This window comes from Natronorubrum bangense (assembly GCF_004799645.1).
Classification (GTDB): Archaea; Halobacteriota; Halobacteria; order Halobacteriales; family Natrialbaceae; genus Natronorubrum; species Natronorubrum bangense.
In genome coordinates this window covers 482465-507240 of record NZ_CP031306.1, presented here as the reverse complement: position 1 = coordinate 507240, position 24776 = coordinate 482465, and the positions used below count along the sequence as shown (strand labels likewise).

Sequence of the window (24776 nt, the reverse complement as noted above, 5' to 3'; positions counted from 1 at the left end):
ATGGCACCGACGGTACACGCTATTCCACGCCGATTCGACAGGAAGGCTGCAAGTAGTCACACTGATCGCCTCTCAAAAACGGCAGCGGTCGAAGAACTCGAGGACACGTGATCGAAAACGAGGCCCGATCAGCCGTTACGATCCCGAGAGCAGGTCGTTCACCTTCTCAATCGGGTGCGGCGGTTTCTCCGTTCGTGTATCGCGGTCGCCGATCTGACTCCGACAGGACGCACCCGGGGCGACCGGCGCTCCGCCGCTCTCGTCGAGTTTCTCGTAGAGTTGCTCACCGATCTCCTTCGAGAGATCATAGTGTTCAGCTTCGTAGCCGAACGAGCCAGCCATCCCACAACAACTGGATTCGATCGGGTCAACTGCGTAGCCGGCGCGGCGCAGGACACCGACGGCGTGGTGATCCTTTCCGGTTGCCTTCTGATGGCAGTGGCCGTGATATGAGAGGGTTTCGTCGGTTTCCTCGAACGGGAGCCGTTCGATGAGTCGGTACGTATCAAGGTATTCACTGATACCGTACGTGTGTGTAGCGACCGTTTCCGCGTCAGCCGTGGTCACGAGGTCGAGATACTCATCCTGGAAGACCACGGCATCGGAGGGCTCGATCGCGACGATTTCGTACCCATCCTCGATGTACTCGGTGAACAGGTCAATGTTCGTCCGGGCACGCTCTTCAGCGGCATCGAGCATCCCCACTGAGTACGCCGCCCGACCGCTCGGGGCGACGTCATCGGGAATTTCGACGTGGACACCGGCGGACTCGAGCACGCGGATGGCGGCCTTACCGGCCCTTGGATGGCAGTAGTTCGTATACGTGTCGGGGAACAACACGACCTTCCGGTCGGCCTCCGTCGGGCTGACTCGCGACCCGCGTGTTGCATACCAGTCCTGTAGGGACTCTCGCTTGAACGAGGGAAGGTCCCGATCGGAAGCGATCCCGGCGACTTTCTCCATCACGAGGTCGCTTCCCGGCAGCTTCTGGCCGACGTTCGAGAGTGGTGCGAGCGTGCTTCCGATCTTCGAAACGGTATCGATGTTGCCGAACAACCGCTCTCGAAGCCCGATACCCTCTCGTTCGTAGTACTGATACTTGGTTTCGGCTTTGAGTTTCGCCAGGTCGACGCCGGTTGGACAGTCGCTCTTACAGCCTTTGCAGCCGACACAGAGGTCGAGGACTTCGTCCTGGAAGCGCGCGGAGTACAGCTCCTCTTCGGGGATCTCACCGGAGATTGCCGCTCGAAGCATGTTCGCCCGACCACGGGTTGTCGCGATTTCGTCTTTCATCCCCCGGTACGTCGGACACATCACGTCATCTGTCTGCCGACAGGTTCCACAGCCGTTACACAGTTCGACCAGATGCGAAAACCCACCCTCGTCGGAGAAGTCCAGTTTCGTCTGCGGCTCGATCGAGGTGTAGCCCGCCCCGTAGCGAAGGTTCTCACGCATGTCAGTCGGGTCCTTGTCGGTGTAGACGACCTTTCCGGGGTTCATCCGCCAGTCGGGGTCGAAGACCGACTTGATTTCCTGGAACGCCGACCACAGCTCCTCGCCGTACATCTTCGGATTGAACGCCGTTCGTGCAAGCCCATCACCGTGTTCGCCCGAGAACGACCCGCTATGCTCGAGGACGAGATCGGTCACGTCGTCGGTGATCGACTGCATCGTCTGGATGCCGTCGTCCGCTTTCAGGTTGAGAATGGGTCGGATGTGAAGCGTCCCACTTCCTGCATGGGCGAAGTACGCAGCCGAGGTGTTGTGATCGTCGAGGACGGCCATGAATTTCTCGACGTACTCCGCGAGCTCGGCGGGTGGAACCGTTGCATCTTCGATGAAGGGGTAGGGTTTTGGATCGCCTTTGAGGCCCATCAACAGCGGAATCGCAGCCTTCCGAAGCTTCCAGAGGTCGGCCTGATCGGCGTCGGTGTACGCCTCGATAGCCTCGAAAGCGTCACCCTCGTCGACGAAATGGGCGTTCGTCTGCCCAATCGCCGCTTCAAAATCATCGTGGAGTTCGGAGTCGTACTCCAACATCAGCGCCGCTTCCGTCTCGTCAGGAATCGGCTTCTCGTACTGAGAAAACTGTTCGGACTCTCGAGCGAGTCTGAACATCTCGTCATCCATGAGTTCGACCGCGCTGGGACCAAACTCGAGAGCTTCGGGGACTGCCTCGAGTGCCTCGAGCAGATCGGTGAAACAGTAGAGAACGAGCGCCGTCTCTTCGGGGAGTGTCACGAGGCTGATCTCGGCTTCGACGATCACGCCGAGAGTGGATTCTGCGCCAACGAAGAGTTTCGAGAGATTGATCACCGTTTCGCCCGCCTCGTTCTCGTAGATCACCTTGTTGAGGTTGTACCCGGAGACGTTCCGTTTGAGATCAGGATAGCGGGCATCGATTTCGTCGGCGTGTTCCTCGACGAGCCCGCGGACGGTCCGGTAGATGGCCGCTTCGCGGTCGTCTTTCGACACGATCTCGTCGTACTCATCAGAATCGAGGACGACCTCGCGAGTATGGATAAGCGAGCCGTCGGCGAGAACGACTTTCAACTCCTCGGTGTAGGCGTCGGTAATGCCATACCGAACGGAGTGTGCACCAGTCGAGTTGTTTCCGATCCCGCCGCCGATCGTCGCGCGGTTCGACGAGGCAGGATCCGGAGCGAACTTGAGTCCGTACTGTGCGGCGTGTTCGTCGAAGTGGTCTTGGACAACCCCTGGCTGGACACGTGCCCGCTTCCGGTCGGCGTCGACCGCCAGGATATCATCCATATAGACCGTCATATCGAGCACGACACAGCCTGGCCCCACCGTCTGTCCACCAAGTGACGAACCGGCCCCGCGTGCGATGATCGGAACATCGTGTTTAGCTGCGACGCGAACGGCGTGTTTTACGTCCTCGGTATCACGAGGGAACACGGCTCCCGCAGGACGAGCCTGGTAGATGCTGCCGTCGGTCGCGTACAGTATCTGTGCGTATTCATCGAAGCGAACATCGCCTTTGGTAACCGCTCGAAGATCGTTTGCGAGTTCGACGTACTCGCTTACATCGCTGTAGTCATGGTCGAGTGTCTCTCGAAACTCCTCATAACTATGAAGGCCGTCTTGAGGCTTTTCAACCGCCATTATTTGACACCTTCAATATCGATCATTATAAATTCTACCATTATTTCCATTTCCGAGAGGTGTTGTATGACTACAATTAAAGTTGAAATATAGCTCGGGCGAAACCACTGATGGCTGACAGCCGTCGAGAACACGTCTGGAAAGGCATGGTGTATGCCAACAGACGAAGACCAATCGGGGAGCAAACCAGTGAAGTTGTCACGAGTTCTGGCGACGGAAGCTCGAAGCGCAGAACACGGCAGACAGGTATTCCTCGTGGACGCTGAAAGTGGGTGCGTATCTGATCAGCAGTCCACAATGCGCGACAATCAATGAATTTAAGATTGTAGTCGTGAGCAAACAGGGTATGGAACTCATCCATATCAATATCAACGTCGCCGACGCCGACGAGACGATCGAATTTTATCAGCAGTTCGGCTTTGAAGAGAGTTGGGAGTTCGAAACGCCGGATGGCGAAACGAAAAATCGGTACATTGCGGACAACAACGGGATTGAACTGCAACTCTCCGATACGACTGGTGACGAGGAGTTCGACCAGGGAACGGCGTGGGACCACCTTGCAATCGGAGTCGACGACGTCGACGCCGTTTTCGAAGACATCGATCACTACGGCGTCGTGAAAGAACCAGGCGATCAGCCCGAAGCCGGTGCTCGAACAGCGTTCGTCTACGATCCTGACGGACGAAAAGTCGAACTCGTCGAATCACTGGACGAGAGCACCAACTGAAACGGGTTACACACCGATCGCACGGTGGCTGTGCGATCGGGCATGCATTGATTGATAGCGGCTATGGTGGGTGCTTGGGTCGCGAGCCAATCGTCTCCGATAGCGTGATCTGACGACAAGAGAGACGATTCGAACACTCGGTCAGTGACCAGCTATTCTCTATTTCAGAATAGGGACCAGTTATCGACAGAAGTCAAGAATGTGTTACAAATGTATGACTGTAAATTTCTAAATACCGTTTGAACGCGCAGGGTCGAAACGAGGTTGTTAACCACCTATTGTTCTCTATTCCAGAACAAGTGACTGTCGCTGAGTGAACAGACAGCGAGTGTTACCACCGAGCGATTTCCCTTTCGCTGCGCCCGTCCAGTATCTTGCAGGCAGAATCGCGGTAGTGGCGCTGCCCAACACGTGTCTGGAGTTTTCTATACCAGAACAACACTTATGATGCTCGCCGGACTGTCATTTCGTATGGAAAAACAGGCGAAACATCCTGTGCGAACGACCGAGAAATCGCTACGGCTCATTGCAGAACTCAATCGACTCGGGGAGGCACGACTGACGACGCTGTCGGACGAACTCGAGATGGGGAAGAGTGCCGTTCACAATCATCTCAGCACACTCGAGAAACACGGGTACGTCATCAAAAACTCAGACACCAAAACCTACCGTCTCAGCCTCAAGTTTCTCGATATCGGCGGCCAGATACGGGGTGAGAAAGATGTCTACAAAGTTGCGGAGCCGAAGATCAAAGAGATAGCCGAAGAGTCGGGAGAGTTAGTCCACCTCGTCGTCGAAGAAGATGGAAAAGGCGTCTATTTGTGCCGATCAAAAGGCGAGCACGCGGTCGATCTGGATACGTACGTTGGCTGTCGCCACCACATGCACAGTACGGCGTTCGGGAAAGCGATTCTCTCACATCTCCCGACTGAACGGGTTGACGAGATCATCGACCAGCATGGACTCCCGCAGGTGACGCCCCAGACGATAACAGCCCGCGATGAGCTTCTCGAGGAACTCGAGCAGACGCGGGAACGCGGCTTTGCAGTCGACGACGAGGAGCGACTGGAGGGACTCCGCTGTATCGCTGCACCGATCAGATTCAATTCGGACGTTATCGGGGCGATCAGCGTTTCGGGCCCAACGGCGCGAATCGAAGACGACTGGGAGTCAAACGAGTTTGTCAGTCAGCTGCGTCGAGCAGTGAACGTTATCGAGTTGAACAAGTACAACGTCTAGCTCGTTCTGGCGATGATTGTCGGGACGTGACGGTGGGGTCACCAAATAGCTTTAATATTAGAACGTAATATTATTGGTTGCATTCATGAGTACGCATACCGACCGTCTCCACGACCGGAAGTTCGTGCGGACGTTCTTTACCACTCCAACAGCAGTGGAAGGAGAAGACGATTCTGCCAAGATGCTTCGCAGTGCCGCCCAACTCCGCGGAATGGAAGCCCCGGACGTCTGGGTCCCGGACAACGAAGATGCAACCGCTCCTTCGATGCGTGATGAAGGAATCGAGAACATCATCGATGTGATTTCGGAGCACGGCGCCGACTACCCCAGCGAGATCCACCCCCGTATGGTCTGGCACAGGGACAGCCCAGCCACCAGATATCAAGGATTCCAGCACATCATGGAACTCGCCGACCCGGAAAACGGAGCCATCGAGCACATTGACGGTGTCGTGATCCCGGAAGTCGGCGACATCGACGACTGGAAGAAGGCCGACGAGTTCATCACCATCGTCGAAAACGAGCACGGACTGGAAGAAGGCAGTCTAGCCATGTCGGTCATCGTCGAAAGCGGCGAGGCTGAACTGGCACTCGGGGACCTCCGTGAGGAGATGGGCAAGCCCGCAAACAACCTCGAGCGTCTGTTTCTTCTCGTGGACGGCGAAGTGGACTACACCAAGAACATGCGAGCGATCACACCCACCGGAGAACTCCCGCCGTGGCCGGAGCTGCGACACAACACCTCTCGCGGTGCGAGCGCGGCCGGCCTGATCGCCGTCGACGGACCGTACGACGACATCCGTGACGTTGAGGGCTATCACGAGCGCATGACCGACAATCAGGCGAAAGGCATGCTCGGTATCTGGTCGCTAACCCCCGGACAAGTAGTGGAAGCGAACAAATCGCCGCTACCACCGAAGACCGGCAGCTGGCTCCTCGAGGCCAACGGCCGCGAGGTTGAACTCGACGAAGAAGATGGTCAGTTCGTGTACGAGGGTGACGGAATCGAACTCGACGAGACAGGCGATGACCAGTATCGACTCCGCATCGGCAGCAACGAACGCGACCTCGACGGAGACGAGCTGTCCGAAGCGTTGCTGGACCTAGCGTCGTATATCCCGAGTCTGAACGACATCGTCGACTCGATGGAGGAGTTCGAAGCGGCCAAGGAAGCTGGAAAAGGTGCGATCGCCATGGAACGGGCGGCGACACTGGTCATCGACGGGGTCGAAGTCGAGATCAGCAACGACCGAATGTGGGACGAAGCGACCTATCAGGCAGCCCAGACGCCCATCAATCTGTTCCAGGACGTCTACGAGAACCGTCCAGATCAGCACGAGGACCTCGAGGAACTGTACGGTGAGGATATCGTCGAACGCGCAATAGTCGTTGGGTGAGCTATCGGTTGAAACCGATGAGTAGTGACGCGACACCGTATTGAACCACTCGAAGGGGCAGTCGCCGATCCACATAGCCCTCTTTCACTTTTCAGCAGAGCTATTGTTATATCGAACGTGGAAAGTGTAGCAGAACGCTTCCTGGTTGCCTCTGGTGGACCACCTCTCGCGGTCACGTCTCGAAGTACTCGCCCTGCTTTATTATGCAGATCAGAGGCAGATACGGCACGTCAGTTGGCGGAGTGAGACAGTCGACGCTACTTCACTAATACTCATACAAATATACTGTTTAGAAATTTGAAAACCGTATAGAACGTTGTTCGCGACTGAGTTCTCGAGTGCGCACACTCCAGTTCGTCGGTGAAGTCGTTCCAACTCACAGTATGCTCGGCGTACTCGTGAGTTCGCTCGCCGATCGACAGCACTGATCGAACGCTGATATCAGTATAGAGGCAGACAAAGACACTATGGGTATTGTATTCGGCGACTACAGCACCCCCGGCAGAAAGCTACTTGGGAGGCTGGCGAAAAGTAGAATTTCGTGAAAGGCGGTGATGTCGATGCGAGATCCTGAGCAAAGAGGAGTGTGTGACAACATATAATCAGATTGTTAAATGGGGGAAGTGTTTTGTTTTCTGTCATTTTAGAAAACGGCAATGAGCGGTCATTCAAGCTCTCGCCACGTGCCCGTCGCAGTAACGCGGTTTTCGTCGACGTCAATCGATTGCTCATCCGCAGAAGCACCGAGCAACGCCTCGAGGGCGTCCTCGTCCGGGTCGTTGATAATCGCCGCGAAGTCGCCAGTAGATGTCTCCTCGTCTTCGACAGTGAGCGACGAGACGATGCCGTCAGCATCTTCGAGTCCCTCAAACGTCAGGTCGATCAACCCCTCGTCTTCGGTCGAGTCAGCCGAAGCACCGACTCGAGCACCGTACTGACCGACGGTGACATCGCCGTGGCCAGCGGTTTCGACGAGCCACTCGAGTGCCTCGGATTCGTCCGTTGCCCGCTCGATGTCACCCCCCGAGGCGCCAATGAGTGTCTCGAGTACCGTCAACGGATCGCCACCGGCTTGGATTTCCTCGCCATCGACAAAAACGAGTGTGTCACTGTCGACGGCAATTGCGGCATTGTCCTCGACCGCAACCGGCGTATAGATGTCGTAGCCACCGATCTCGTCTGTCTGTTCCATCTGTCGGAAAAAGTCGAGTTCCGGTTCAGCTGTTATCTGCTCGTCGATCTCGTCGGGCACCATCGCTCCGGTCATAATGAACGCTGCGGTGGTCAGAAGCAGGTCTTCTGCAGTCGACTCGAGTTCGGCGTCGTCGTCGAGGAGTTGGCCCAGTCTGTACGGGGCGAGACTGGTGCCGACAAAGAAGTACGCCTGGATCAGCCCCTCCGAGACGGGTGCAATCATCGGGTCGGCTTCGAATTCTGCTGGAACGTCTGCATCGAAATCTTCGTCCTCGAGTTCTCCCTCCACGTACTCCTGGAGAGTCGCCCAATCGACGTGTGCAAACTCGAGCCCACCGTCGTCGATCGTGAGCCACCGGCTATACGCAGGCAGATCGCTATCGTTCGCATCCTGTGCATCGACTGTCAGGCAGCCTGCGATTCCGGCAGTGGCCACAGCCGCTGTGCCTGCGAACTTGAGGAGTTTTCGTCGAGATATTGTCATAAGAATACCGTACGGTTTCTGGTTCGATATAGCCCGTACCTTCGTTCGTCGTTGCTTATGAAAACCAGCAGATAAATCATCGAAAAGAGTCGCCTGCTATTCGGTTACTATAAATTTATATTAAATCAACAAAAATAGAGTCTGAAACACTCAGATATCTCGCCGCGTGAAAAGGAAAATAGCAACGCCCAACAAGACAAGAAATGCCACTAGAAGGATACCGGCGTCGAGGAACGCGTACTCTTCGTGAACGAGGATTGCCGTTTCATCGTAGTACCGGCTCGGCATCGCGGCACCGACCCACTCGTAATCCGGGTCCAGTCTGGAGACGCCTTCGACCAGCCAGAGGACAAACACCAGGCTCAGGGCTGTTGCTCTAGCCCGCCTTACTCGATCAACAACGACGGACATGACGAGACCGATCCCAGCACAGACCAAGAGATAGGGAATCGAGAGTAGGTGGGTCATCGCGAGAGCGACGGGGTTGAACGACTCGCCGATAGCGATTGCGCCGACGTAGACAATAACCGGAACCCCGACGTTCAACACGGTCAGCGGGACCCACAGAGACGCGACCTTCTGTAGCACGACCGACTCACGAGAGACCGGATTGGAAAGTGTGAGGTCCATCTTTCGGTCGTAAATGTCCTCCGCGATCATCCCGGCGCCGGCGTATGCGAAATAGATGGCGATGAGCAGAACCCAGAAAAAGGAGTATAGTTCGGCAGCGATGAATCCCTCAATCGTGTGTAGCTCTTCGATCCCAAATAGGTCGAACATGAACTCCGGGAACGCCTCCTCGAACACTTCCATTTCCTCTTGGATACCAGGGAACATCGAGAAATAGAGGACTGACAGCAGAGCAAACACCACAACCAGAATGAACGAGCTACGAAGCCGCTTTCTGGACTCGAGTCGGAGAATAGCCGTCATGCCGTCACCCCCAGATCGTCCGCGTGGTCGTGACAACAGCGCTGACTGGGGCCACCGGTTCCACAATCGACTCGTCCGGTATGTGCATCGAATGCGTTGTGTTCAATGTACATGTTAGATGTCCCTCCGCGTAAAAATGAACGTGGCGACACCAAGCAGGGCAAAAAAGACCACGAGGAGAAGACCAGCATCAAGGAGGGCATACTCCTCGTGGATGAGAATCGCCGACGGATCGTAGTATCTACTCGGAGTGAGGTCACCGATCCACTCGAAATCGGGATTCATATGCGAGAGACCGTCGACCAGCCAGAGAAGAAACACCAACACCAGTGCAGCAGCCTGCGCCCGTTCGATTCGCTCGAGAACGACGGACAGGACGATACCGATGCCGGCACAGACCAACAGATACGGAACGCCGAGGAGGTGGACCATAATGAGTGCACCGAGATCGATCGACTCCTCGAGAACGTTCACACCGACGAGTAACAGGACTAGGAGTCCAACGCTCAATGCGACCAGAGGAACCCACAGCGCAGCGACCTTCTGGAGCAGGACCGACTCTCGAGACACCGGATTGGAGAGTGTGAGATCCATTCGACGAGTGCGGATATCTCCCGAGATCATGCCCGCGCTGGTGTATGCGAAGTAGATTCCCGCGAGCAGTATCCAGATGAACGGGAAAATATAGCCCCCGAGGAACCCCTCGATCGTGTGTAGCTCTTCGATCCCCAGGAGCTCGAGCAGGTACTCCGGATACGCCTGCTCGACCAACTGCGCTTCTTCTTGTATGGCTGGGAATACAACGAGGAAGAACGCCGAGAGCACGATGAGCAGGCCAGTCAGGATCAGTGAGCCACGGATCCGCTTTTCGGACTCATTGCGCAGGATAGCCGTCATTCTGCACCCGGTGTGGCGTCGTCCCCGTAGTAGTGTTTGAAGATGTCGTCGAGTTGGGGATCTCCAATACCGATGTCTTCGATATCGAATCTGGCGAGGTGGGCGATGAGTTCGTTGTACTCGCCGGTGTAGGTAAACCGGACCGTGCTGTCGACTACTTCGACGTCGATCATGTCGTCCGTCGTAAACTGCCCGCTGTCGACCGGCTCCGCGAGGTGAACCCACACTTGTTTGCCGCCCCGCTCGAGCAACACCTCGATATCCTCGAGAGCGACCAGTTTCCCCTCTCGAATGATCCCCACTCGATCGCACACTCGCTGGACCTCACTGAGGATGTGTGAGGAGAGAAAAATGGTCTTGCCAGCGTCCCGTTCCTCCTCGAGAAACGCGTGCATTCGGTCCTGTTTGAGCGGGTCCAGGCCAGATGTTGGTTCGTCCATGATGACGAGCTCTGGGTCGTGCATGAAGGCCTGAACGATCCCGAGCATTCGACGGTTACCCGAGGAGTACGTCTCGACTGGCTTATCCAGCGGTGGGCGAAACAGATCCAACAACTCGTCTCGTCGTTCGTCGCCACGCATTCGAGCGAAGTGGTCGAGCACTTGTCGACCCGTCAACCGGTCCTCGAATCCGAGTGTATCCGGCAGATATCCGATGTTGGCTTTCGCTTCGGTGAGCGCCCGTCGGTCGCGAATGTCCGCACCGAGTACTTCTGCGGTACCGGATGTGGGCTTGATGAGCCCGAGCAACAGACGAATGGTCGTCGTTTTTCCCGCCCCGTTTGGGCCGAGGTAGCCGAAAATCTCTCCGGCAGTGACGTCGAAAGTGACGTCGCCGTTCGCCACAGTGTCGCCATACCGTTTGGTAAGTCCATCCAGGCTGAGCACCGCCGTTTCGGAGTCCGGTTCCGGTGCAGCGTTTTCGGTTTGGGCGCACATTGTTTGCGACAGTATACGGGAGCGACATAATAAAGCGTTGCAGCCGTTTTACACGACAGCCGGTTAGACGCGTGCTCGAGAAAAAGTCGCGTTTTGAAAGGGTTTGCCGTCCTCGAATCCGAGCTCACCGATCGACGATCGTGCGCAGCTGTCGACGAATCTGTGTCCGGCCGCGAGACGAACGGGCGACAGACGCGAGGTTGATCGCCGACTGTGCGAGCCACAGACTCTTATAGAGCGGCGCCCGCACAGGGTAGTCGGACTCAAGCGACGCGTGGTCCCGGTAGCGGGCTCGGAACACCTCCCTGAGCCGCGCTCGCTCGGGAGATGGGAGCGACCGAAACCGGTCGACGAACCGCACTTCGGCGCGAGCGACAGCGTACTCCGCTGGAGCAACATGGGCGTTTCCCCAGTCGAGCACCGCGGTAATCCTCCCGGAGGAGGTGACCAGCAGGTTCCCGGGATGGAAATCGCCATGACAAAGCACCGCTTGAGACACCAGTGAACGCCGTGGGAGCACTTGAGAGACAGCAGCAAGGGCGTCGACGACAGACGGCGGCGTCGAATCGCACACGCACAGTCCGGTCGGATGATTCGGAGTCCGCTCGAGGCCGCCCGTTCGGTCGAACGCGAATTCGGTCGTCGACCAGTCGTGCAGTCGGCCGAGTATCGATCCGGCATCGGAAACGAGCCGTCGCCGAACTGTTCGATCACACTGACTGTACCACGGATCGGGGGATTCGCCGTCGACATACTCATACAGCGCCCATCGCGAAAGGGGAGCTGCCGTTTCAGTTGCTGTTGTCCGACCGGCGTCGACGAACCGTCCCGAAGCCAGGACATCGGGCACTGCCAACGCCGTCCGGTTGCCAACGAGCCGACAGACAGCTGGCTCGATCACAGCACCAGTCCAGACGCTCGCCCCACCGACCTTGCAGACGACTCGCTCGGGATTGCCCTCGAGCTCGAGCAGATACGTCTCAGCCACCGAGCCGACAGCTGGCCGTCGACACGAACGGACACTCGTCCCGAAAACCTGTGAGACGACTCGTCGAACAGACTCGGGAGCCCGCTCGTCGGCTGCACCCATTGTGTACCAGACTCACCGCCGACTGACCTAATCGTTGGGTTCCGCCGAACAGATTGTGCTTCACCCATAACACTCAATCTGAATGCGGCCATTGTTTCGGGTGTGTCGGTCGAATCGGTTCGTCGGAAACTGTACTATCGACTTCGGCGGCTGGTCCTTGGGGGCTACTACCGACTGGTCCATCTGAACTACGACCGAGAATGGCTCGCCACCCAGAAACGAACTCACGGCGGAACGGTCCGGAGCTACGAACTCTACAACCGCCACGGTCGTGATGAGATGCTCACCGAACTCGAGGCCCGCTGTGGACGTGAGAGCGTCGTCTTCGACGTCGGCGCAAACGTCGGCGTCTACGCGCTCGCCCTTGCCGCTAGCGAACCGGACCGCCGGATCGTCGCCGTCGAACCCGCGCCAGTGGTCGCCGACCAGCTTGAGACAAACGTCCGTGTTAACGGCTTCGGGGAGCGGGTCGACGTCCGACGCTGTGGGCTCGGTGCCGAGTCAGGCGAGCGGCCCTTCTACGTCTCGACGTACACGGAGCTCTCCGGGTTCGACCGGGAGAGTGCAACTCGCTGGGAGGCAGCCGTGGCGACTGTTGACTCCGTCTCGGTGAGCCGACTCGACGACCTCGTCGCCGAGTCGCTGCCGCCGGATCTCATCAAGATCGACGTCGAGGGAGCCGGCCCGGACGTCCTTCGGGGCGGCCGTGAAACGCTGGAGCGTCATCGTCCAACGGTGTTTCTCGAGCTCCACGAGGACGGCCTCGTCGGCGATGAACCAGCCGCCTGTCGCGAGCTACTCGAGGGGCTCGAGTATGCGATTCTCGAGCGAGACCACTACTGGATAGCCGAGGCGAAAGAATCGACATAGTACAAGCGAGTCGACGCAGAACGCTCTCGCAGGCGCGATCAACGGAGAGGATTATCTCGCTGGGAAGCGTCTATCCTATTGGTGGCAGATAAATGACCACTTCTCTCTCGCGCTGGCAGATCGGGACGACGATTGCGATCCTCGTCCTGTCGACCGTTTCGACGCTCCTCGGCCTCTTCCGTCCAGGCCACTACAGGGATCACCCGGATTTCCTCACGGCACTATACGTGCAGGATCTCACAATCCTGCTCGTCGGCGTGCCGGTGCTAGCACTCGGGCTTCTGTTAGCTAGCCGTGGCTCACTTCGTGGATACCTGGTCTGGCTCGGCGCGCTTGCCTATATGACCTACATGTGGGCGTCGATCGCGTTCTCGGTGGCGTGGAACGAGTTCTTCCTCGGCTACGTTGTCCTGTTCGGCCTCTCGTTGTTCGCGCTCATCAGCGGCTTCGCCGGTATCGACGAAGACCAAGTTTATCGGGAGATCCACGGTCGCGTCTCGCCCGTCGTCTATCCCGGATTCCTCTGGGCGATCGCACTCGGCCTCGCGCTGTTGTGGTTAGGGGATCTGGTGCCACCACTGATCGAAGGGACTCAACCCACAATCGTCGATGAACTCGGTGAACAGGCGACGGTCAGCCACGCCATTGATCTCGCTGTTTTGGTTCCGGCACTGTCGATCGCTGGCTACTGGCTCTGGCAGCGACGGCCGTGGGGATACGTCGTCGGTGGCGTCGTTCTCCTGCTCGGCACACTACTCGCCCCCTCGATCACGGGAATGACCGTTGTGCTGATTCTAGAGGGCGAGATCACCGTCTCGGTGTGGGGAATTGTGTTCACGATGCTTCCGCTCGTCATCGCGGCGGCGCTGGCCATCAACTACCTGCTGGCGTTTGGTGGAAAGAAACCACCTCAATCGATCGACGGAATACCGGCGACTGGTGAACTATAGTAGCCACTGAAAGTCAATGCACACCTGATCGCACGACGGCTGTGCGATCAGTGTGTAAATCGTTTCAGTTGTTACTATAGATGAGTAGCCGTTCACGCTGGCAAGCACCAGCCGTCTGTCCGTGAGTTCGTCACAGCTACCCGCGACTCGCTGGCGACGAAACCAACCGCCTTCTTCCAGGTATCGCTGTCGTCCGCCGACGAGGGCGGGGAAGCCCAGGCGGCTGGCTACGTCGAGGCCACTGACTGGAATCCCGATCGAATCGGCCTGTTTGGTGGCGCGTTGTGTTATACGAAATATGGGTTCCTGAAGCGATTAGTCATGAAACAGATCGCCAAGCGGAAAGTGACCGAGATGCCCGACGCAGACTCAGCGGGAGATATCGAATTTACGGATTGGGACGAGGTTGAGGCGTTTGCCGCCGACGTCGCTGTGTTTGCTGAGGGCCGGCTCGGAGTCACACCTCCTGGTGCCGACGATCAGGAAAAACTCGAGTGAGCGAGCAACGTAAATAACCAGAAACTCTCACCCAGGCACTATCTGAACCAATCCTTCCAACGACATCGGCAGAGTGCCCACTCTCGCTCGAGAGTTACGGGAGATTAGCCCCTGTGACGGAACGTATCCCGGATATCCGAGACAGTGATCCACCGCTCGTCTATCAGTATCAGCAGACAGAGAACGATCGTAATATAAAACGTATATCGTTGTACCACGTCTGCGGGTCCAAGGATCTCTCCAGTCGCGTTCACCATCGTGTGGAAGATGATCGCTGCGAGAACGCTTTTGGCTGTATTGTCGTATATCCACGCGTAGAGTATCTGCACGAACACCATTCCCCCGAAGAAGTAGAACGGATCAGGATCGATCGTGGCCGCGCCGAAGTATCCCTCCATCAGCCACAGGGGAACGTGCCAGGTCGCCCACACGGCCCCCGTAATCACGCCGACCGCGACGACACCCCGAAACTCGAGTAGTCGATGGACGAAGTAGCCGGACAACCCGATTTCTTCGACTATGCCTGCAATGAGCGTGAATGCCAGGAGCAGTCCTAGTGATTCGACGGCTATCGAGGGATTCAATGGCTGCTCCGACGCGCCGAGGAGTAATACGAGACTGGCCGCTACTACCGTAATCACGGGTTGGAGAAAAATGCAGATCAGGTACCACTTGGGGCTGATACGCCGCGTATTGACGGTCCGGTCCCAGAGATCTCGCAGCCCTGACCATCCCCCCACCCGATGGGTCAAGACGAGACCACCCACTGTTGGACTGAGTCCACCAATGGCTGCCAACACCACGTTCGGAAACTCCCAGACGCTCTCCCCGGACAGGACAACGAAACTCCAGAAGAACCACGCCCAGCCAAGATAAATGACGACGAAAAAGTAGGGATTTGTCGGGTTCGGTACAATCGCCGCGAGTCGGTCAGTGATGTGCATCGGATTTCACCTCAGACGTATTGGACTGGTTTGCCGGAACGCCTCCCGCGTGCTCCGTGCCGGGAATCGTCTCGCGTGTCGAAAGCTTCCTGCCACCATAGACGACCACGAGCAGTGCTGCGACGACGACATAGACAATCGTCATCGACACGTCTACCGCGAGTGGTGTTTCGATCACCTCTATATCGATTTCATATGGGTAGAGCAGCATGCTCACGTTGCTGGCAGCGTGGAACATCATCACCAGCAAAACGCTGCCGCCAGTACTGTTGTACACCCACGTGATCATCACCGAAAGTCCGATAGTCTGTAAGAGATACAACGCCGGTGGTACTTGCGAGTAGAAGGTACCCGGGACGAAAAACAGTGGCGCGTGCCAGAGCGCCCACACGACACCGATCACGACGCTTGCAATGAGAGCGGTATATCGTTCCTGGAGTCGTGGCAGCGCGAATCCGCGCCAGCCGAACTCTTCGAGACCACCCATGAGGAACAGCTGGAAGAGAAAGTACCCGACGATCAATCCAGTTCTCCTTGGAAGCAGTTCTGGCCGTGGCGGGTCGCCGGTCAAAATCACGTACAGCACCGTCGAACCGGCGACGAGGACGACAGGGAGCCCGACGATTGCGATCAGGTACCAGCGCAGGCCGGGACGCCAGATGAGCACCTGGCCTGCCCACTGCCGGAGGCTACCACCGGTCAGCCATGTGAGGAATGCCGCAGCGACTAACGGTCCTAACACTCCAATCGGGATTGCCAGACCGGCGATAAATTCGAGACCGTGGATCGTCCACGTGAACGCGATCGTGAGAAGAAAAAAGAGTGTGACCTGGTAGGATCGAGTGAACCCTTGCAGATCAGTCTTCATGGACATTCCCTCCGTTGTGTGGCCGATCGACCGAGACGCCGCCCGCGTGCTCCGTGCCGGGAATCGATTCTCGAGTCGTCAGCGTTCGGCCATAGACGGCCACGATGAGCACTGCGATGACCAGCATCAGGACGGATCTCGAAACACCCATGAGGTACGGAAACTCGGCAATATCGAGTTCCCCCTCGTGCGGGTAGAGCACCAGTGTCATATTAAAGACACCATGTAACAGCGCCGCAATCAGCACGCTTCCTCCGGTGCTGTTGTAGGCCCAAGTGAACAGTATCGAGAGCATAAATCCGTCTATCAAATAAATCACCGGCCCCATCTGCGCTTGATACGAGTCGGGCTGAAAAAACAACGGGAGGTGCCAGAGTGCCCAGAAAAAGCCGATGACGAGGCTGGCTATCAACGCGTTGTACTGGTCTTGAAGCCGGGGAAGGGCAAATCCACGCCAGCCGAGTTCCTCCCCGAGGCCCGCAGTCAAGATCTGAAATGCAAGGAAAAAAAGAGCAATCCAAACTCGCTCCGGGAGGACTCCTGGAGCAATGGTTTCGCCGGTCAGAGCGACGTATATGGCCGTCGATCCGCCGACGAAGATAATAGGAAATCCAACCAGTACGAACAGGTACCAGCGGCCGTTGACCCGCCAAATGAATAGCTGGCCGACCCACTGACGAAGGTTTCCGCCGGTGACCCACGTAAGGAATGCCGCAGCGAGTAACGGACCAAACACACCGAGCGCGATCGGTGGGGAATCAACAACGAATTCAACACCGTACATCGTCCACGAAAACGCGATCGTGAGGACGAAAAAGAGCGCAACCTGGTGTGAGCGAGTAAACGCTTGCAAATCCGTGTTCATGAATGTTTCTCCGGAACGGCTCTCACGTTGCCCGCGGGTAGCGCGACGACATCTTTTCTTACTCGAGTGGGCACCGTGATAAGCAACCCCCTGAGACTGCGGCCTGTTACAGTGGCAGCTCCGGCCACTCTCGCGTACGGAGACACGCGTGCACGTCCGCAGCTACCGATCTTGACGCGTGTCATCGCCAGTATCGTTAGCGTAATGGTTGGCACAATTACAGAATTGGTGAGGAAATCAATAAACCCCCAGTTGCGGGAAGAAATGCTAAGATCCCTACAGGGGAACTCATGAATCAGAGTAATATGAACTCAAGTAGACCACAGCAAGTGACAACGACTCACCGTCGATTGCTCACCGCCTCCGGAACCGGGTCAGCAGATTATTGGACCGAGATGACGTGTCTGAGGTCTCGCTCACTCTCGTTCGAAACAGCTGTTCACAACCGTTGCATCACGAAAAGGCCAGCCAGAATCGCCAGATTCGCCAGAGCGCCCGCGGAAGCGACAGTCCAATCGAGTGTGGTGAGGATCAGTGAAAACACGGTAACTGCGAGCAGCATTTCTCGCCAGTAGCGCCAGCCAATTACCAGCGCGACAGCCGAAGCGACGAACCCAACGCCGGCCACGGCGGTCAACACGGCAAAGACCCGTATCCCGACATCACCTACGTCAACGGCACCGCCGAGCAGGGTGGTTTTGTACGGGAGGTCAGCCATCTCGAGCAGTTCGAAGTAGACTCCAATCCCGAGAAAGTGAATGAGTCCGTGGATCGTGAGTGCAATTGCTGTGGCGTATGTGAGGTATTTCCACATCAGAATTCACAACTTTTGGACTGTTATACCCATTTTCACGGCTATCTAACCGGATCACGTCTGGAACTGTAAAACATCGGGTGAGAGACATCGTTCATCCCAGCGTTCCCTCGGAGATGTTTGTCCATCTAACGCCTGATTCGACCGATTACGGATCGAGTAGTGCATCTGAGGCGTCTCAACCAGCGGCAAGCACTGGCCGAACTGCCCCGCCAGAACATCTGATCGAGAGACCAACTCCTCATCTGGTACTTGCCTCCCGTGCCTGAAGAGCCGACCCACTCCTATTTGATTCGTGATACGCTACGTGTACCATGGGCTCCACGACCGAACTCCGGGCTCGTCGGGTTCGCAAACAAAAACCCCACATAAACTGGGTCAATCGACGGAACTGCGACGGTTGGGGTCGATCAGAATGAAGATTCTGGTATTCGGTGCAGGGCCGCTAGGGAGTCTGAAAGCAGCCCGACTCCACGAAGCAGGACACGACGTCTCGCTGCTCGCTCGAGGACAACGACTCGAGGACCTGAGAGAACACGGAATCGTTATTCAAGAAGACGACGCTGACGAGGAAGAAGTCGCTCATGTCGACGTGGTGGATTCTCTCGAGTCCGACGAGTACTACGATCTCGTCCTGGTCGTCATGGGGGAGCATCAAGCGATACAGATCCTTGATACGTTGGCGGAAAACGAGCACATTCCGACGTTCCTCTTTATGGGGAACAACGTCGGCGGGTCCGACGAAATGGTTCAGGCCCTCGGCAACGAGCGCGTAATGCTGGGGTTTCCGTATCCTGGTGGGAAACGAGACGGACACGTCATGCGTGTGCTCCCGATCAACGAGGCCAACCGATACACCATCCCGATCGGAGAGGTCGATGGGACGATTCGTCCCCGTACTCGAGAAGTGGCAGCAGTGCTCGAGGACATGCGAGGGTACGACGTCGAGATCCGGACGGACATAGAGGAGTGGTTGAAGTACCACGTTGCGTTGCTCATGTCCGGCCTCGTTCCTGCGCTGTATGCCGCTGAGACCAGTATGAAACGGCTGGGCGAAACCAGAGATCTGCTGGTGTTGTCGGTCCGTGCGACGAAAGAAGCGCTGCGTGGGTTACGTAACGCAGGGTACTCTCCCAGTCCGCCAGTCGTCAGGGCCTTCGAGTACGTCCCGGAGCCGATTTGCGTCTGGGCCATCGGATGGCTCATGCGAAACGAGTACGCGAAGATTTCGGTCGAAGGACACGCTCGGGATGGCCGAGAGGAAATGAGATATCTGTTCGACGGGTTGCGTTCTCTCATTGATCAGGCAGATGGAGAAACGAACGCGATCGATCAGTTGGCCCCGTACTACGACCCCGACACACCGCCGTATCCCGAAGGAAAACGAGAGCTGTCGATGAAGTGGGGCGGCCTCGTCGCTCCTGCAGTTGGGGCCGGAGCGCTCGCAGTCGGTTTTCGACAGCTGCGCTCGAAAGCAAGCGCTGATTCCACAGCCGAGCGTGAATCCGGGGGCATCCATTACGAGATTAGCGGGCCCAAAAACGCAACCACGGTCGTGTTCACTCACGGGTTCGCACTCAACCGTGAGACGTGGCGGGAGCAGACCGCTACGCTGTCGGAGTCGTATCGGGTCCTCTCGTGGGATCTTCCCGGCTGTGGCGACGCTGCCAGATCGAGTGATCCGGTGCGATTTGATGTCGCCGCTCGGAAACTGCTCGACGTACTGGACGACGAAGGGATCGACCACGCCGTTCTGATCGGCCAGTCGATGGGAAGTTTGTTGAACCAGTACATTGCGTACCACCACCCCGACCGTGTCCGAGCCCTCGCTCATGTTGGGGGCTTCCCACTGCACGAGGGGTTTTCTGAGCGCACAATCAAACTGATGGGGGTACACGAGAGGGCACTGAAACTCATGCCTGAACAAGTGCTGTACGACGTGTTTGGCCGGTTTGTCGCTCGCACTCCCGACGCCCAAGAGTACGCGAGACGGGCGAGTGCACGTACTGGGAAAGGAAATATGATCTCTCTCGAGCGCAGGCTCCTCGAAGATCTGAAAGAAGGAATCCCCGAACTACCCGAGCTCCCGCAATTAGTCCTGGTCGGTGAACACGAATATTTCCTGCTCCGAAAGAAAGCGAAAGCGTGGGACGAACGCCTCCCCAATAGCGCGTACACAATGGTGACAGATGCAGGACACATTGCAAACCACGATCATCCGACGGCAGTTACCGAACGACTGATCTCGTTTCTGGAAACAGTTGACCAACCGACATCTGGATGATACCATCTTACCGGTCGAAAGACAAGAGAGATCCAGAAGTGGCGCGGTCTGGTCCTCCCGCGGCTACTGATCACGCCGAACGTACTACTCTCACGCGTGTCCACCGAGCTACGGCGTCGGCTCGAGAAAGCGATTTGCTCACGGTGTCAGAGAAATAACTCACAGACTTACTTTTCCCCGCGACGAACCACACGTCGAACGTGAAATTCCTGCCCAAATCCGAGCGCTCGACGGACGAACCGTCTGACCAAACAGCGGATCGGGACGAGTCAACTGATCACCCGAAATCACGACGTACCACGTACCTCCAGGGGGCCGCTGTATTCGTCGTGATGTTCGTAACGCTCTGGTGGCTGCTCTCCCGCGGTGAGGAACAGACGGAGTGATCAGCGTGGAGAAGAACGTCGGCGGTGCGGATCGAACGGTTCGAATCGCCGCCGGGCTCGTGTTCGTCGGCGCAATGATGGTGACGAGGGCCGTCGGAGATCGACTCGAGAAGCCGACACAGGGAATCGTCACAGCAGTCTTGCCACTCGTCGCGTTCGTACTGCTCGGCACGGCCAGAGACGAAAGATATCCGGGAAACCGTGCGCTGGGTCAGAGCACCGACGACGAACGTGGTCCCAAAAGCCGATGAACAGACACGAACTGATCGACGTTGCGACGATTTCGATGAGTGGGTTGCTCCTGCGGAATTCCAGGTTCTTTTCGCGGTCGCTCTCTAGCGCTCCGATCGGTGACGTCGTCAGTGGTACTGCGATCGATATCGAAGACATTCGACCTGGACACGTCCAGGAAGTCTCTGCATCGACTCCAGTCGGAGAGTTCCATGCAGCGTATCTCGTCACCCAGTGGCGAGGGCGGGATGCACCGACCCTGCTGTATCACCACGGAAGCGGCGAGCAGCCGTTCAACTTCGGACGGTTCAGTTCGAACTCGTTTCAGCGCCTCTTCGGGACGAACGTCGACCGAGCTGTCAACCTGATGGTGCTCCGAGCGCCGTTTCACGACCGCTCGAACAAGGAGTACATACGAGCGATGGGCGACCTCGAGAACTTCGTTGGCATGCTCGCCACGTCGGCTGCGCTCATGGAGGGGCTGGCCGAACGATCGCGAGAGATGGGCTGCCCTGCGGTCCTTGCAGCCGGTATCAGTCTTGGCGGCTGGGCCGTCAATCTCCACCGCGCCCACTGTGCGGGTGTCGATCGGTACGTCCCGATATTTGCCGGGGCGCGACTCGGAGAACTGTTCGTCTCGTCGGTCTATCGGAAACTGGCGGCTGAGTCGGCACGAACGAATCCGGAGACACTTCGCAACATCCTCGATTTCGAGGACGCCTTTGTCCGCAACGGTGCGGACGACTGTGACCCGCTGCTCGCTCGCTACGACCGCTTGATCGAGTTCGAAACACAACGGCCAGCTTACGAAGGGAGTGATCTGGGCGTTCTGGAGAAAGGGCATATCACCGGTTCGCTCGCAACGGATGTACTACGAAGTCACATCCAGCGGTCGATCACCAAGACGCGCAAGTGAGGTTTCGGATCTCTCTGCCTCGAGGGAGATCCGTCACCCGAAACGATTTTTCCCACGCCCCCGAACCACTGTCCGATGGCAATCAGTTCCCGTGTCTCGAGTGCGAACCTGACGGGCCTCGAGTGGCTCGCAGTGAGCCTCGTCGTTGTGACCGGAGTAATTCATCTCGGTCTCGGGATCGCGTTTCTCCCCGACCCACTCGCGGTCACGTTCGTCCTCGCCGGCGCTGGGTTTGCCGGCGCACTCGTGCTCTTTTTTCTCGGGATTCGTCGCCAACTGCTCTATCTGATCGGCGTCCCGTTCGTCGGCGCACAAATCGTCGCCTGGTACGTGATCGCCCAACCGACAGGCAGTGGGGACGTTGGGCCGCTCGAGGCGATTGATAAAGTCGTACAGCTGTCGTTGATCGTCGTCCTTCTGGTGCTCTACAGCCGTGAGTCCTGACCATCGTTCCGCCGACGGCGACCTCGAGCCTCGAGCACAGCCGGATCTGCCACCGGTCGTGACTGCGGTCAGTCGATGGCTCGAGGCTGCGAGAGGACTCATCCTGTTGAGTGCCCTCGGTGCCGGGAGCATCGCAGTTGCGTGGCAACCTGCCCGAACAGTCGAGTTTGCCGGCTGGGTTGTTGTCGCGCTTGCCGTCGTGCTACTCGTAACCGGTGTCGCTCTCCAGCGGACGACACAGCGCACGGGAGCCGATCCACTCACGTTCGCCTCGTGGATCACGCTCACTCGAGGGGCGGCGCTTGCGATGTTCGTCGGCGTTCTCGCGGTTGGAACAGCCGAATCGGGATCCACCGCAGGGACCGTTTCGGTGCCAGGAGCCGACGCCGGCCTCATCGCGTGGATGCCCGCACTCCTTTTTGCGGCAGCTGGACTGCTCGACGCCGTCGACGGAGCAGTCGCCCGGAAGATGGGGACGGTAACCGACCTGGGAGCTCGTCTCGATGTCGAACTCGACGGTCTCACGACGCTCATCGGCTCGGTCGTCGTGGTCTCGATGGGGGCCGCCTCGGTCGCCTTTCTGGCTGTCGGAGCTGCCAGATACCTTTACGCCGGGAGTCTCTGGCGGCGACGGCGGTGTGGCCGTCCAGTACGAGAGCTACCGCCGAGTAGAGTTCGTGGGCCGCTATCTGCGTTCGTCCTCGTCTCGATCTGGCTCGCACTGGTGCCGTTTACGACCGCGGGACAGTCAGTCCTCCTCACAGCTGTCGTCGCGGTGCCGTTTCTGTGTAATTTCCTGTGGGACTGGCTCGTGGTCACGACTCGAGTGCCCCGGTGAACGCGAGCACGAAACCCGCCGACAGCCCGTCGAAAGCCGCACAATACCCAAGTATCTACAGTTCAATTGATTGAACACGTGATCTGTTATGACCGACAGCGGTGGACGAGGAGCCGGCCGACGAGAGGCGGGAATCGATGACTGCACGGACGGTCATGTTCACCGGCCCACGATCCGTCACCGTCGAGCGCAGCCCCATCCCCGAACCCGGGCCCAACGAGGTACTGGTCGAGACAGCTGTCTCAGCGATCAGTAGCGGAACCGAAGGCCTACTCTACCGCGACGAAGCGCCGACAGAGCTAACAGCCGACGAATCAATCGACGCCCTCGACGGCGACCTCTCCTATCCGATTGCCTACGGCTACGCTGCCGTCGGTCACGTAAGAAGCGTCGGAGCGGACATCGACTCGGAGTGGCTCGATCGTCGAGTGTTCGCGTACAACCCACACGAGAGCCACTTTCTCGCCACAGCTGCAGATCTCGTCCCAGTTCCCGACAATATCTCGACGTCGAACGCTGCGTTGCTCGCGAACATGGAAACAGCCGTCACGTTCTTGCTCGACGGCGAACCGCTGCTCGGCGAGCGCGCAGTGGTCCTCGGTCAGGGCGTCGTCGGCCTGCTGACGACGGGACTGCTCGCTCGGACGCCCTTGGAGACACTCGTCACCGTCGATCAACATCAGAACCGTCGCCGACTCGCAGAACAGCTCGGTGCCGATCGTTCGATCGCGCCGACAGACGATGAACCCACAGCAGCGCTCGAGACGATCATGGACGATCGAGCGGACCTGACCTACGAGCTCACGGGCTGTCCGGACGCGCTAGACAACGCAATCTCGATGACAAGCTACGCCGGCCGGGTGATCGTCGGCTCCTGGTACGGTCGCAAACCCGTCTCACTCGATCTCGGTGGTCGCTTCCACCGCGACCGGATCGACGTCCGCGCGAGTCAGGTGAGCACAATTGCACCCCGCCACCGCGGGCGCTTTACACGCGAGCGCCGCCACGAGATTGCCTGGCGCCGACTCGAGCAACTCGACCTCGAGGCACTGCTCACACACCGGATACCGGTTGAACAGGCGAGCGAGGCCTACCGCCTGCTCGATGAGCGGCCGTCGGAGGCGGTGCAAGTGCTCCTGACCTACGACTGATGGTCGAGACCGGCTCTGTTCAAGACCGAGTTCACGGACAAGCCCACTTTCAGATGGTGCCAGGTTCAGAGCCTTCTGCGGTCAGTACAGGTGAACCGCCTCGGGATCAAGCCCCGAGGCACTCGGCCTGCTTTTTCTGTAGAAGACTGGTTACCGAGAGTCGTCAGAATCAGATTCAGCCTCGGGAAGAAGCTCGTCTGGGCGCCCGTTCATAATAGAATGTGCGCCGTCCCCGATACCAATCGTGACTACCCGATCTTCGCAGTCATCCACTTCTGAGCGATTCTGCTCCAATCGTTCTTCGTGTTCAGCTTCAGTGCGATATGTCCCATGTGTATCGTATATCTGCTCTATCGTCGAGCGTCTCTCTCCGGGCAGTTCAATCGTTTCGGAGAATGTTTGCTCCCATTCGGTGTCGGCAAACATACGCTCTTTCAACCGATAAACACGAACCCTGACCGTTTGTGATTCGGATAGATAGTTTTCTACGTAGAGGTGATTCGATGTTTTATCGCACACATCTTCGTCAAGACATCCCGCAACACCAGTGATCCCAATCACACCTGAAGAGAGAAAAAATCGACGTCGATTCATTGTGATTATCATTACTTGACAATATATACTGATAAATTTTCCCCGCTGTTCAGTTTGCACACACGGTTGCCGAATCGAGTGGACCATATTAACAACTGA

Annotated in this window: 23 protein-coding genes and 1 pseudogene; 13 read left to right on the top strand and 11 right to left on the bottom strand. The window is 57.6% G+C overall.

Annotated elements, in window-relative coordinates:
* Nucleotides 1-135 precede the first annotated feature (135 nt).
* Nucleotides 136-3126 carry an FAD-binding and (Fe-S)-binding domain-containing protein gene (locus DV706_RS17785; RefSeq protein ID WP_006066936.1) on the bottom strand — a complete coding sequence of 997 codons (2991 nt, stop codon included), beginning with the start codon at nt 3124-3126 and terminating at the stop codon, nt 136-138.
* A gap of 346 nt (nt 3127-3472) precedes the next feature.
* Between DV706_RS17785 and DV706_RS17780 the strand changes: the two genes are divergently transcribed.
* From DV706_RS17780 to aceB, 3 genes are all read left to right on the top strand, one after another.
* Nucleotides 3473-3853: a VOC family protein gene (locus DV706_RS17780; protein ID WP_006066937.1), complete on the top strand. Its 381-nt coding sequence runs from the start codon at nt 3473-3475 to the stop codon at nt 3851-3853.
* 471 nt (nt 3854-4324) lie between these two features.
* Nucleotides 4325-5092: an IclR family transcriptional regulator gene (locus DV706_RS17775; protein ID WP_049889876.1), complete on the top strand. Its 768-nt coding sequence runs from the start codon at nt 4325-4327 to the stop codon at nt 5090-5092.
* Nucleotides 5093-5177: 85 nt separating this feature from the next.
* Entirely contained in the window at nt 5178-6488 is a 1311-nt protein-coding gene (aceB, locus tag DV706_RS17770; RefSeq protein ID WP_006066939.1) for a malate synthase AceB, read from the top strand.
* A 664-nt stretch (nt 6489-7152) separates the two neighbouring features.
* Here aceB and DV706_RS17765 read toward each other — a convergent pair.
* The 5 genes from DV706_RS17765 to DV706_RS17745 form a co-directional block, all read right to left on the bottom strand.
* Complete coding sequence (locus DV706_RS17765) at nt 7153-8166, bottom strand: twin-arginine translocation signal domain-containing protein (RefSeq protein ID WP_006066940.1); 1014 nt, start codon at nt 8164-8166, stop codon at nt 7153-7155.
* A gap of 150 nt (nt 8167-8316) precedes the next feature.
* A complete protein-coding gene (locus DV706_RS17760; protein ID WP_006066941.1) occupies nt 8317-9099 on the bottom strand; it encodes an ABC transporter permease subunit in 783 nt (260 codons plus the stop codon).
* Between the two features lie 114 nt (nt 9100-9213).
* Nucleotides 9214-9996 carry an ABC transporter permease subunit gene (locus DV706_RS17755; RefSeq protein WP_006066942.1) on the bottom strand — a complete coding sequence of 261 codons (783 nt, stop codon included), beginning with the start codon at nt 9994-9996 and terminating at the stop codon, nt 9214-9216.
* The gene (locus tag DV706_RS17750; RefSeq protein WP_006066943.1) at nt 9993-10934 is read right to left on the bottom strand and encodes an ABC transporter ATP-binding protein; all 942 of its coding nucleotides are present in this window, start codon (nt 10932-10934) and stop codon (nt 9993-9995) included. Before DV706_RS17750 ends, DV706_RS17755 begins: the two co-directional genes overlap by 4 nt.
* 124 nt (nt 10935-11058) lie before the next feature.
* Nucleotides 11059-12024 (bottom strand): phosphotransferase family protein, encoded by a 966-nt coding sequence (locus DV706_RS17745; protein WP_006066944.1) that lies wholly within the window; start codon nt 12022-12024, stop codon nt 11059-11061.
* 102 nt (nt 12025-12126) lie between these two features.
* On the opposite strand from DV706_RS17745, the gene DV706_RS17740 reads away from it, so the two are divergent.
* The 3 genes and pseudogenes from DV706_RS17740 to DV706_RS17730 form a co-directional block, all read left to right on the top strand.
* Nucleotides 12127-12894, top strand: a complete 768-nt coding sequence (locus tag DV706_RS17740; RefSeq protein ID WP_006066945.1) for an FkbM family methyltransferase — start codon at nt 12127-12129, stop codon at nt 12892-12894.
* A 92-nt stretch (nt 12895-12986) separates the two neighbouring features.
* Complete coding sequence (locus DV706_RS17735; RefSeq protein ID WP_006066946.1) at nt 12987-13844, top strand: hypothetical protein; 858 nt, start codon at nt 12987-12989, stop codon at nt 13842-13844.
* Nucleotides 13845-13931: 87 nt separating this feature from the next.
* Nucleotides 13932-14342: pseudogene (locus tag DV706_RS17730) on the top strand (flavodoxin domain-containing protein); the annotation flags it as partial.
* A 104-nt stretch (nt 14343-14446) separates the two neighbouring features.
* On the opposite strand, the gene DV706_RS17725 reads toward DV706_RS17730, so the two are convergent.
* The 4 genes from DV706_RS17725 to DV706_RS17710 form a co-directional block, all read right to left on the bottom strand.
* Nucleotides 14447-15286 carry a CPBP family intramembrane glutamic endopeptidase gene (locus DV706_RS17725; protein ID WP_006066948.1) on the bottom strand — a complete coding sequence of 280 codons (840 nt, stop codon included), beginning with the start codon at nt 15284-15286 and terminating at the stop codon, nt 14447-14449.
* Nucleotides 15273-16154 carry a type II CAAX endopeptidase family protein gene (locus tag DV706_RS17720; protein ID WP_006066949.1) on the bottom strand — a complete coding sequence of 294 codons (882 nt, stop codon included), beginning with the start codon at nt 16152-16154 and terminating at the stop codon, nt 15273-15275. Before DV706_RS17720 ends, DV706_RS17725 begins: the two co-directional genes overlap by 14 nt.
* Nucleotides 16144-17019, bottom strand: a complete 876-nt coding sequence (locus tag DV706_RS17715; RefSeq protein ID WP_006066950.1) for a type II CAAX endopeptidase family protein — start codon at nt 17017-17019, stop codon at nt 16144-16146. The genes DV706_RS17720 and DV706_RS17715 overlap by 11 nt, the downstream gene beginning before the upstream one ends.
* A gap of 439 nt (nt 17020-17458) precedes the next feature.
* Nucleotides 17459-17833: a hypothetical protein gene (locus tag DV706_RS17710; RefSeq protein WP_006066951.1), complete on the bottom strand. Its 375-nt coding sequence runs from the start codon at nt 17831-17833 to the stop codon at nt 17459-17461.
* A gap of 415 nt (nt 17834-18248) precedes the next feature.
* Between DV706_RS17710 and DV706_RS17705 the strand changes: the two genes are divergently transcribed.
* The 7 genes from DV706_RS17705 (at nt 18249) to DV706_RS17675 (ending at nt 24083) form a co-directional block, all read left to right on the top strand.
* On the top strand, nt 18249-20117 hold the full coding sequence (locus tag DV706_RS17705) for an alpha/beta fold hydrolase (protein ID WP_006066952.1): 1869 nt from the start codon (nt 18249-18251) through the stop codon (nt 20115-20117).
* A 200-nt stretch (nt 20118-20317) separates the two neighbouring features.
* On the top strand, nt 20318-20503 hold the full coding sequence (locus tag DV706_RS17700; protein ID WP_006066953.1) for a hypothetical protein: 186 nt from the start codon (nt 20318-20320) through the stop codon (nt 20501-20503).
* Between the two features lie 5 nt (nt 20504-20508).
* Nucleotides 20509-20754, top strand: a complete 246-nt coding sequence (locus DV706_RS17695; RefSeq protein ID WP_049889878.1) for a YgaP family membrane protein — start codon at nt 20509-20511, stop codon at nt 20752-20754.
* A complete protein-coding gene (locus DV706_RS17690) occupies nt 20751-21650 on the top strand; it encodes a hypothetical protein (protein WP_006066955.1) in 900 nt (299 codons plus the stop codon). The genes DV706_RS17695 and DV706_RS17690 overlap by 4 nt, the downstream gene beginning before the upstream one ends.
* A gap of 75 nt (nt 21651-21725) precedes the next feature.
* Entirely contained in the window at nt 21726-22094 is a 369-nt protein-coding gene (locus DV706_RS17685; protein ID WP_006066956.1) for a DUF7475 family protein, read from the top strand.
* Nucleotides 22084-22932, top strand: coding sequence for a CDP-alcohol phosphatidyltransferase family protein (locus DV706_RS17680; protein ID WP_006066957.1), 849 nt, complete (start codon nt 22084-22086; stop codon nt 22930-22932). Before DV706_RS17685 ends, DV706_RS17680 begins: the two co-directional genes overlap by 11 nt.
* Before the next feature lie 137 nt (nt 22933-23069).
* Nucleotides 23070-24083 carry a zinc-dependent alcohol dehydrogenase gene (locus DV706_RS17675; RefSeq protein WP_049889879.1) on the top strand — a complete coding sequence of 338 codons (1014 nt, stop codon included), beginning with the start codon at nt 23070-23072 and terminating at the stop codon, nt 24081-24083.
* Nucleotides 24084-24233: 150 nt separating this feature from the next.
* Here the strand turns inward: DV706_RS17675 and DV706_RS17670 are convergent, their stop codons facing one another.
* Nucleotides 24234-24677, bottom strand: coding sequence for a hypothetical protein (locus DV706_RS17670; protein ID WP_136350948.1), 444 nt, complete (start codon nt 24675-24677; stop codon nt 24234-24236).
* Nucleotides 24678-24776 lie beyond the last annotated feature (99 nt).

Coding starts and splice junctions, on each gene's coding strand:
- DV706_RS17785 (WP_006066936.1), bottom strand. CDS start 3,126: ATGGCGGTTGAAAAGCCTCAAGACGGCCTTCATAGTTATGAGGAGTTT.
- DV706_RS17780 (WP_006066937.1), top strand. CDS start 3,473: ATGGAACTCATCCATATCAATATCAACGTCGCCGACGCCGACGAGACG.
- DV706_RS17775 (WP_049889876.1), top strand. CDS start 4,325: ATGGAAAAACAGGCGAAACATCCTGTGCGAACGACCGAGAAATCGCTA.
- aceB (WP_006066939.1), top strand. CDS start 5,178: ATGAGTACGCATACCGACCGTCTCCACGACCGGAAGTTCGTGCGGACG.
- DV706_RS17765 (WP_006066940.1), bottom strand. CDS start 8,166: ATGACAATATCTCGACGAAAACTCCTCAAGTTCGCAGGCACAGCGGCT.
- DV706_RS17760 (WP_006066941.1), bottom strand. CDS start 9,099: ATGACGGCTATTCTCCGACTCGAGTCCAGAAAGCGGCTTCGTAGCTCG.
- DV706_RS17755 (WP_006066942.1), bottom strand. CDS start 9,996: ATGACGGCTATCCTGCGCAATGAGTCCGAAAAGCGGATCCGTGGCTCA.
- DV706_RS17750 (WP_006066943.1), bottom strand. CDS start 10,934: ATGTGCGCCCAAACCGAAAACGCTGCACCGGAACCGGACTCCGAAACG.
- DV706_RS17745 (WP_006066944.1), bottom strand. CDS start 12,024: ATGGGTGCAGCCGACGAGCGGGCTCCCGAGTCTGTTCGACGAGTCGTC.
- DV706_RS17735 (WP_006066946.1), top strand. CDS start 12,987: ATGACCACTTCTCTCTCGCGCTGGCAGATCGGGACGACGATTGCGATC.
- DV706_RS17725 (WP_006066948.1), bottom strand. CDS start 15,286: ATGCACATCACTGACCGACTCGCGGCGATTGTACCGAACCCGACAAAT.
- DV706_RS17720 (WP_006066949.1), bottom strand. CDS start 16,154: ATGAAGACTGATCTGCAAGGGTTCACTCGATCCTACCAGGTCACACTC.
- DV706_RS17715 (WP_006066950.1), bottom strand. CDS start 17,019: ATGAACACGGATTTGCAAGCGTTTACTCGCTCACACCAGGTTGCGCTC.
- DV706_RS17710 (WP_006066951.1), bottom strand. CDS start 17,833: ATGTGGAAATACCTCACATACGCCACAGCAATTGCACTCACGATCCAC.
- DV706_RS17705 (WP_006066952.1), top strand. CDS start 18,249: ATGAAGATTCTGGTATTCGGTGCAGGGCCGCTAGGGAGTCTGAAAGCA.
- DV706_RS17690 (WP_006066955.1), top strand. CDS start 20,751: ATGAACAGACACGAACTGATCGACGTTGCGACGATTTCGATGAGTGGG.
- DV706_RS17685 (WP_006066956.1), top strand. CDS start 21,726: ATGGCAATCAGTTCCCGTGTCTCGAGTGCGAACCTGACGGGCCTCGAG.
- DV706_RS17675 (WP_049889879.1), top strand. CDS start 23,070: ATGACTGCACGGACGGTCATGTTCACCGGCCCACGATCCGTCACCGTC.
- DV706_RS17670 (WP_136350948.1), bottom strand. CDS start 24,677: ATGAATCGACGTCGATTTTTTCTCTCTTCAGGTGTGATTGGGATCACT.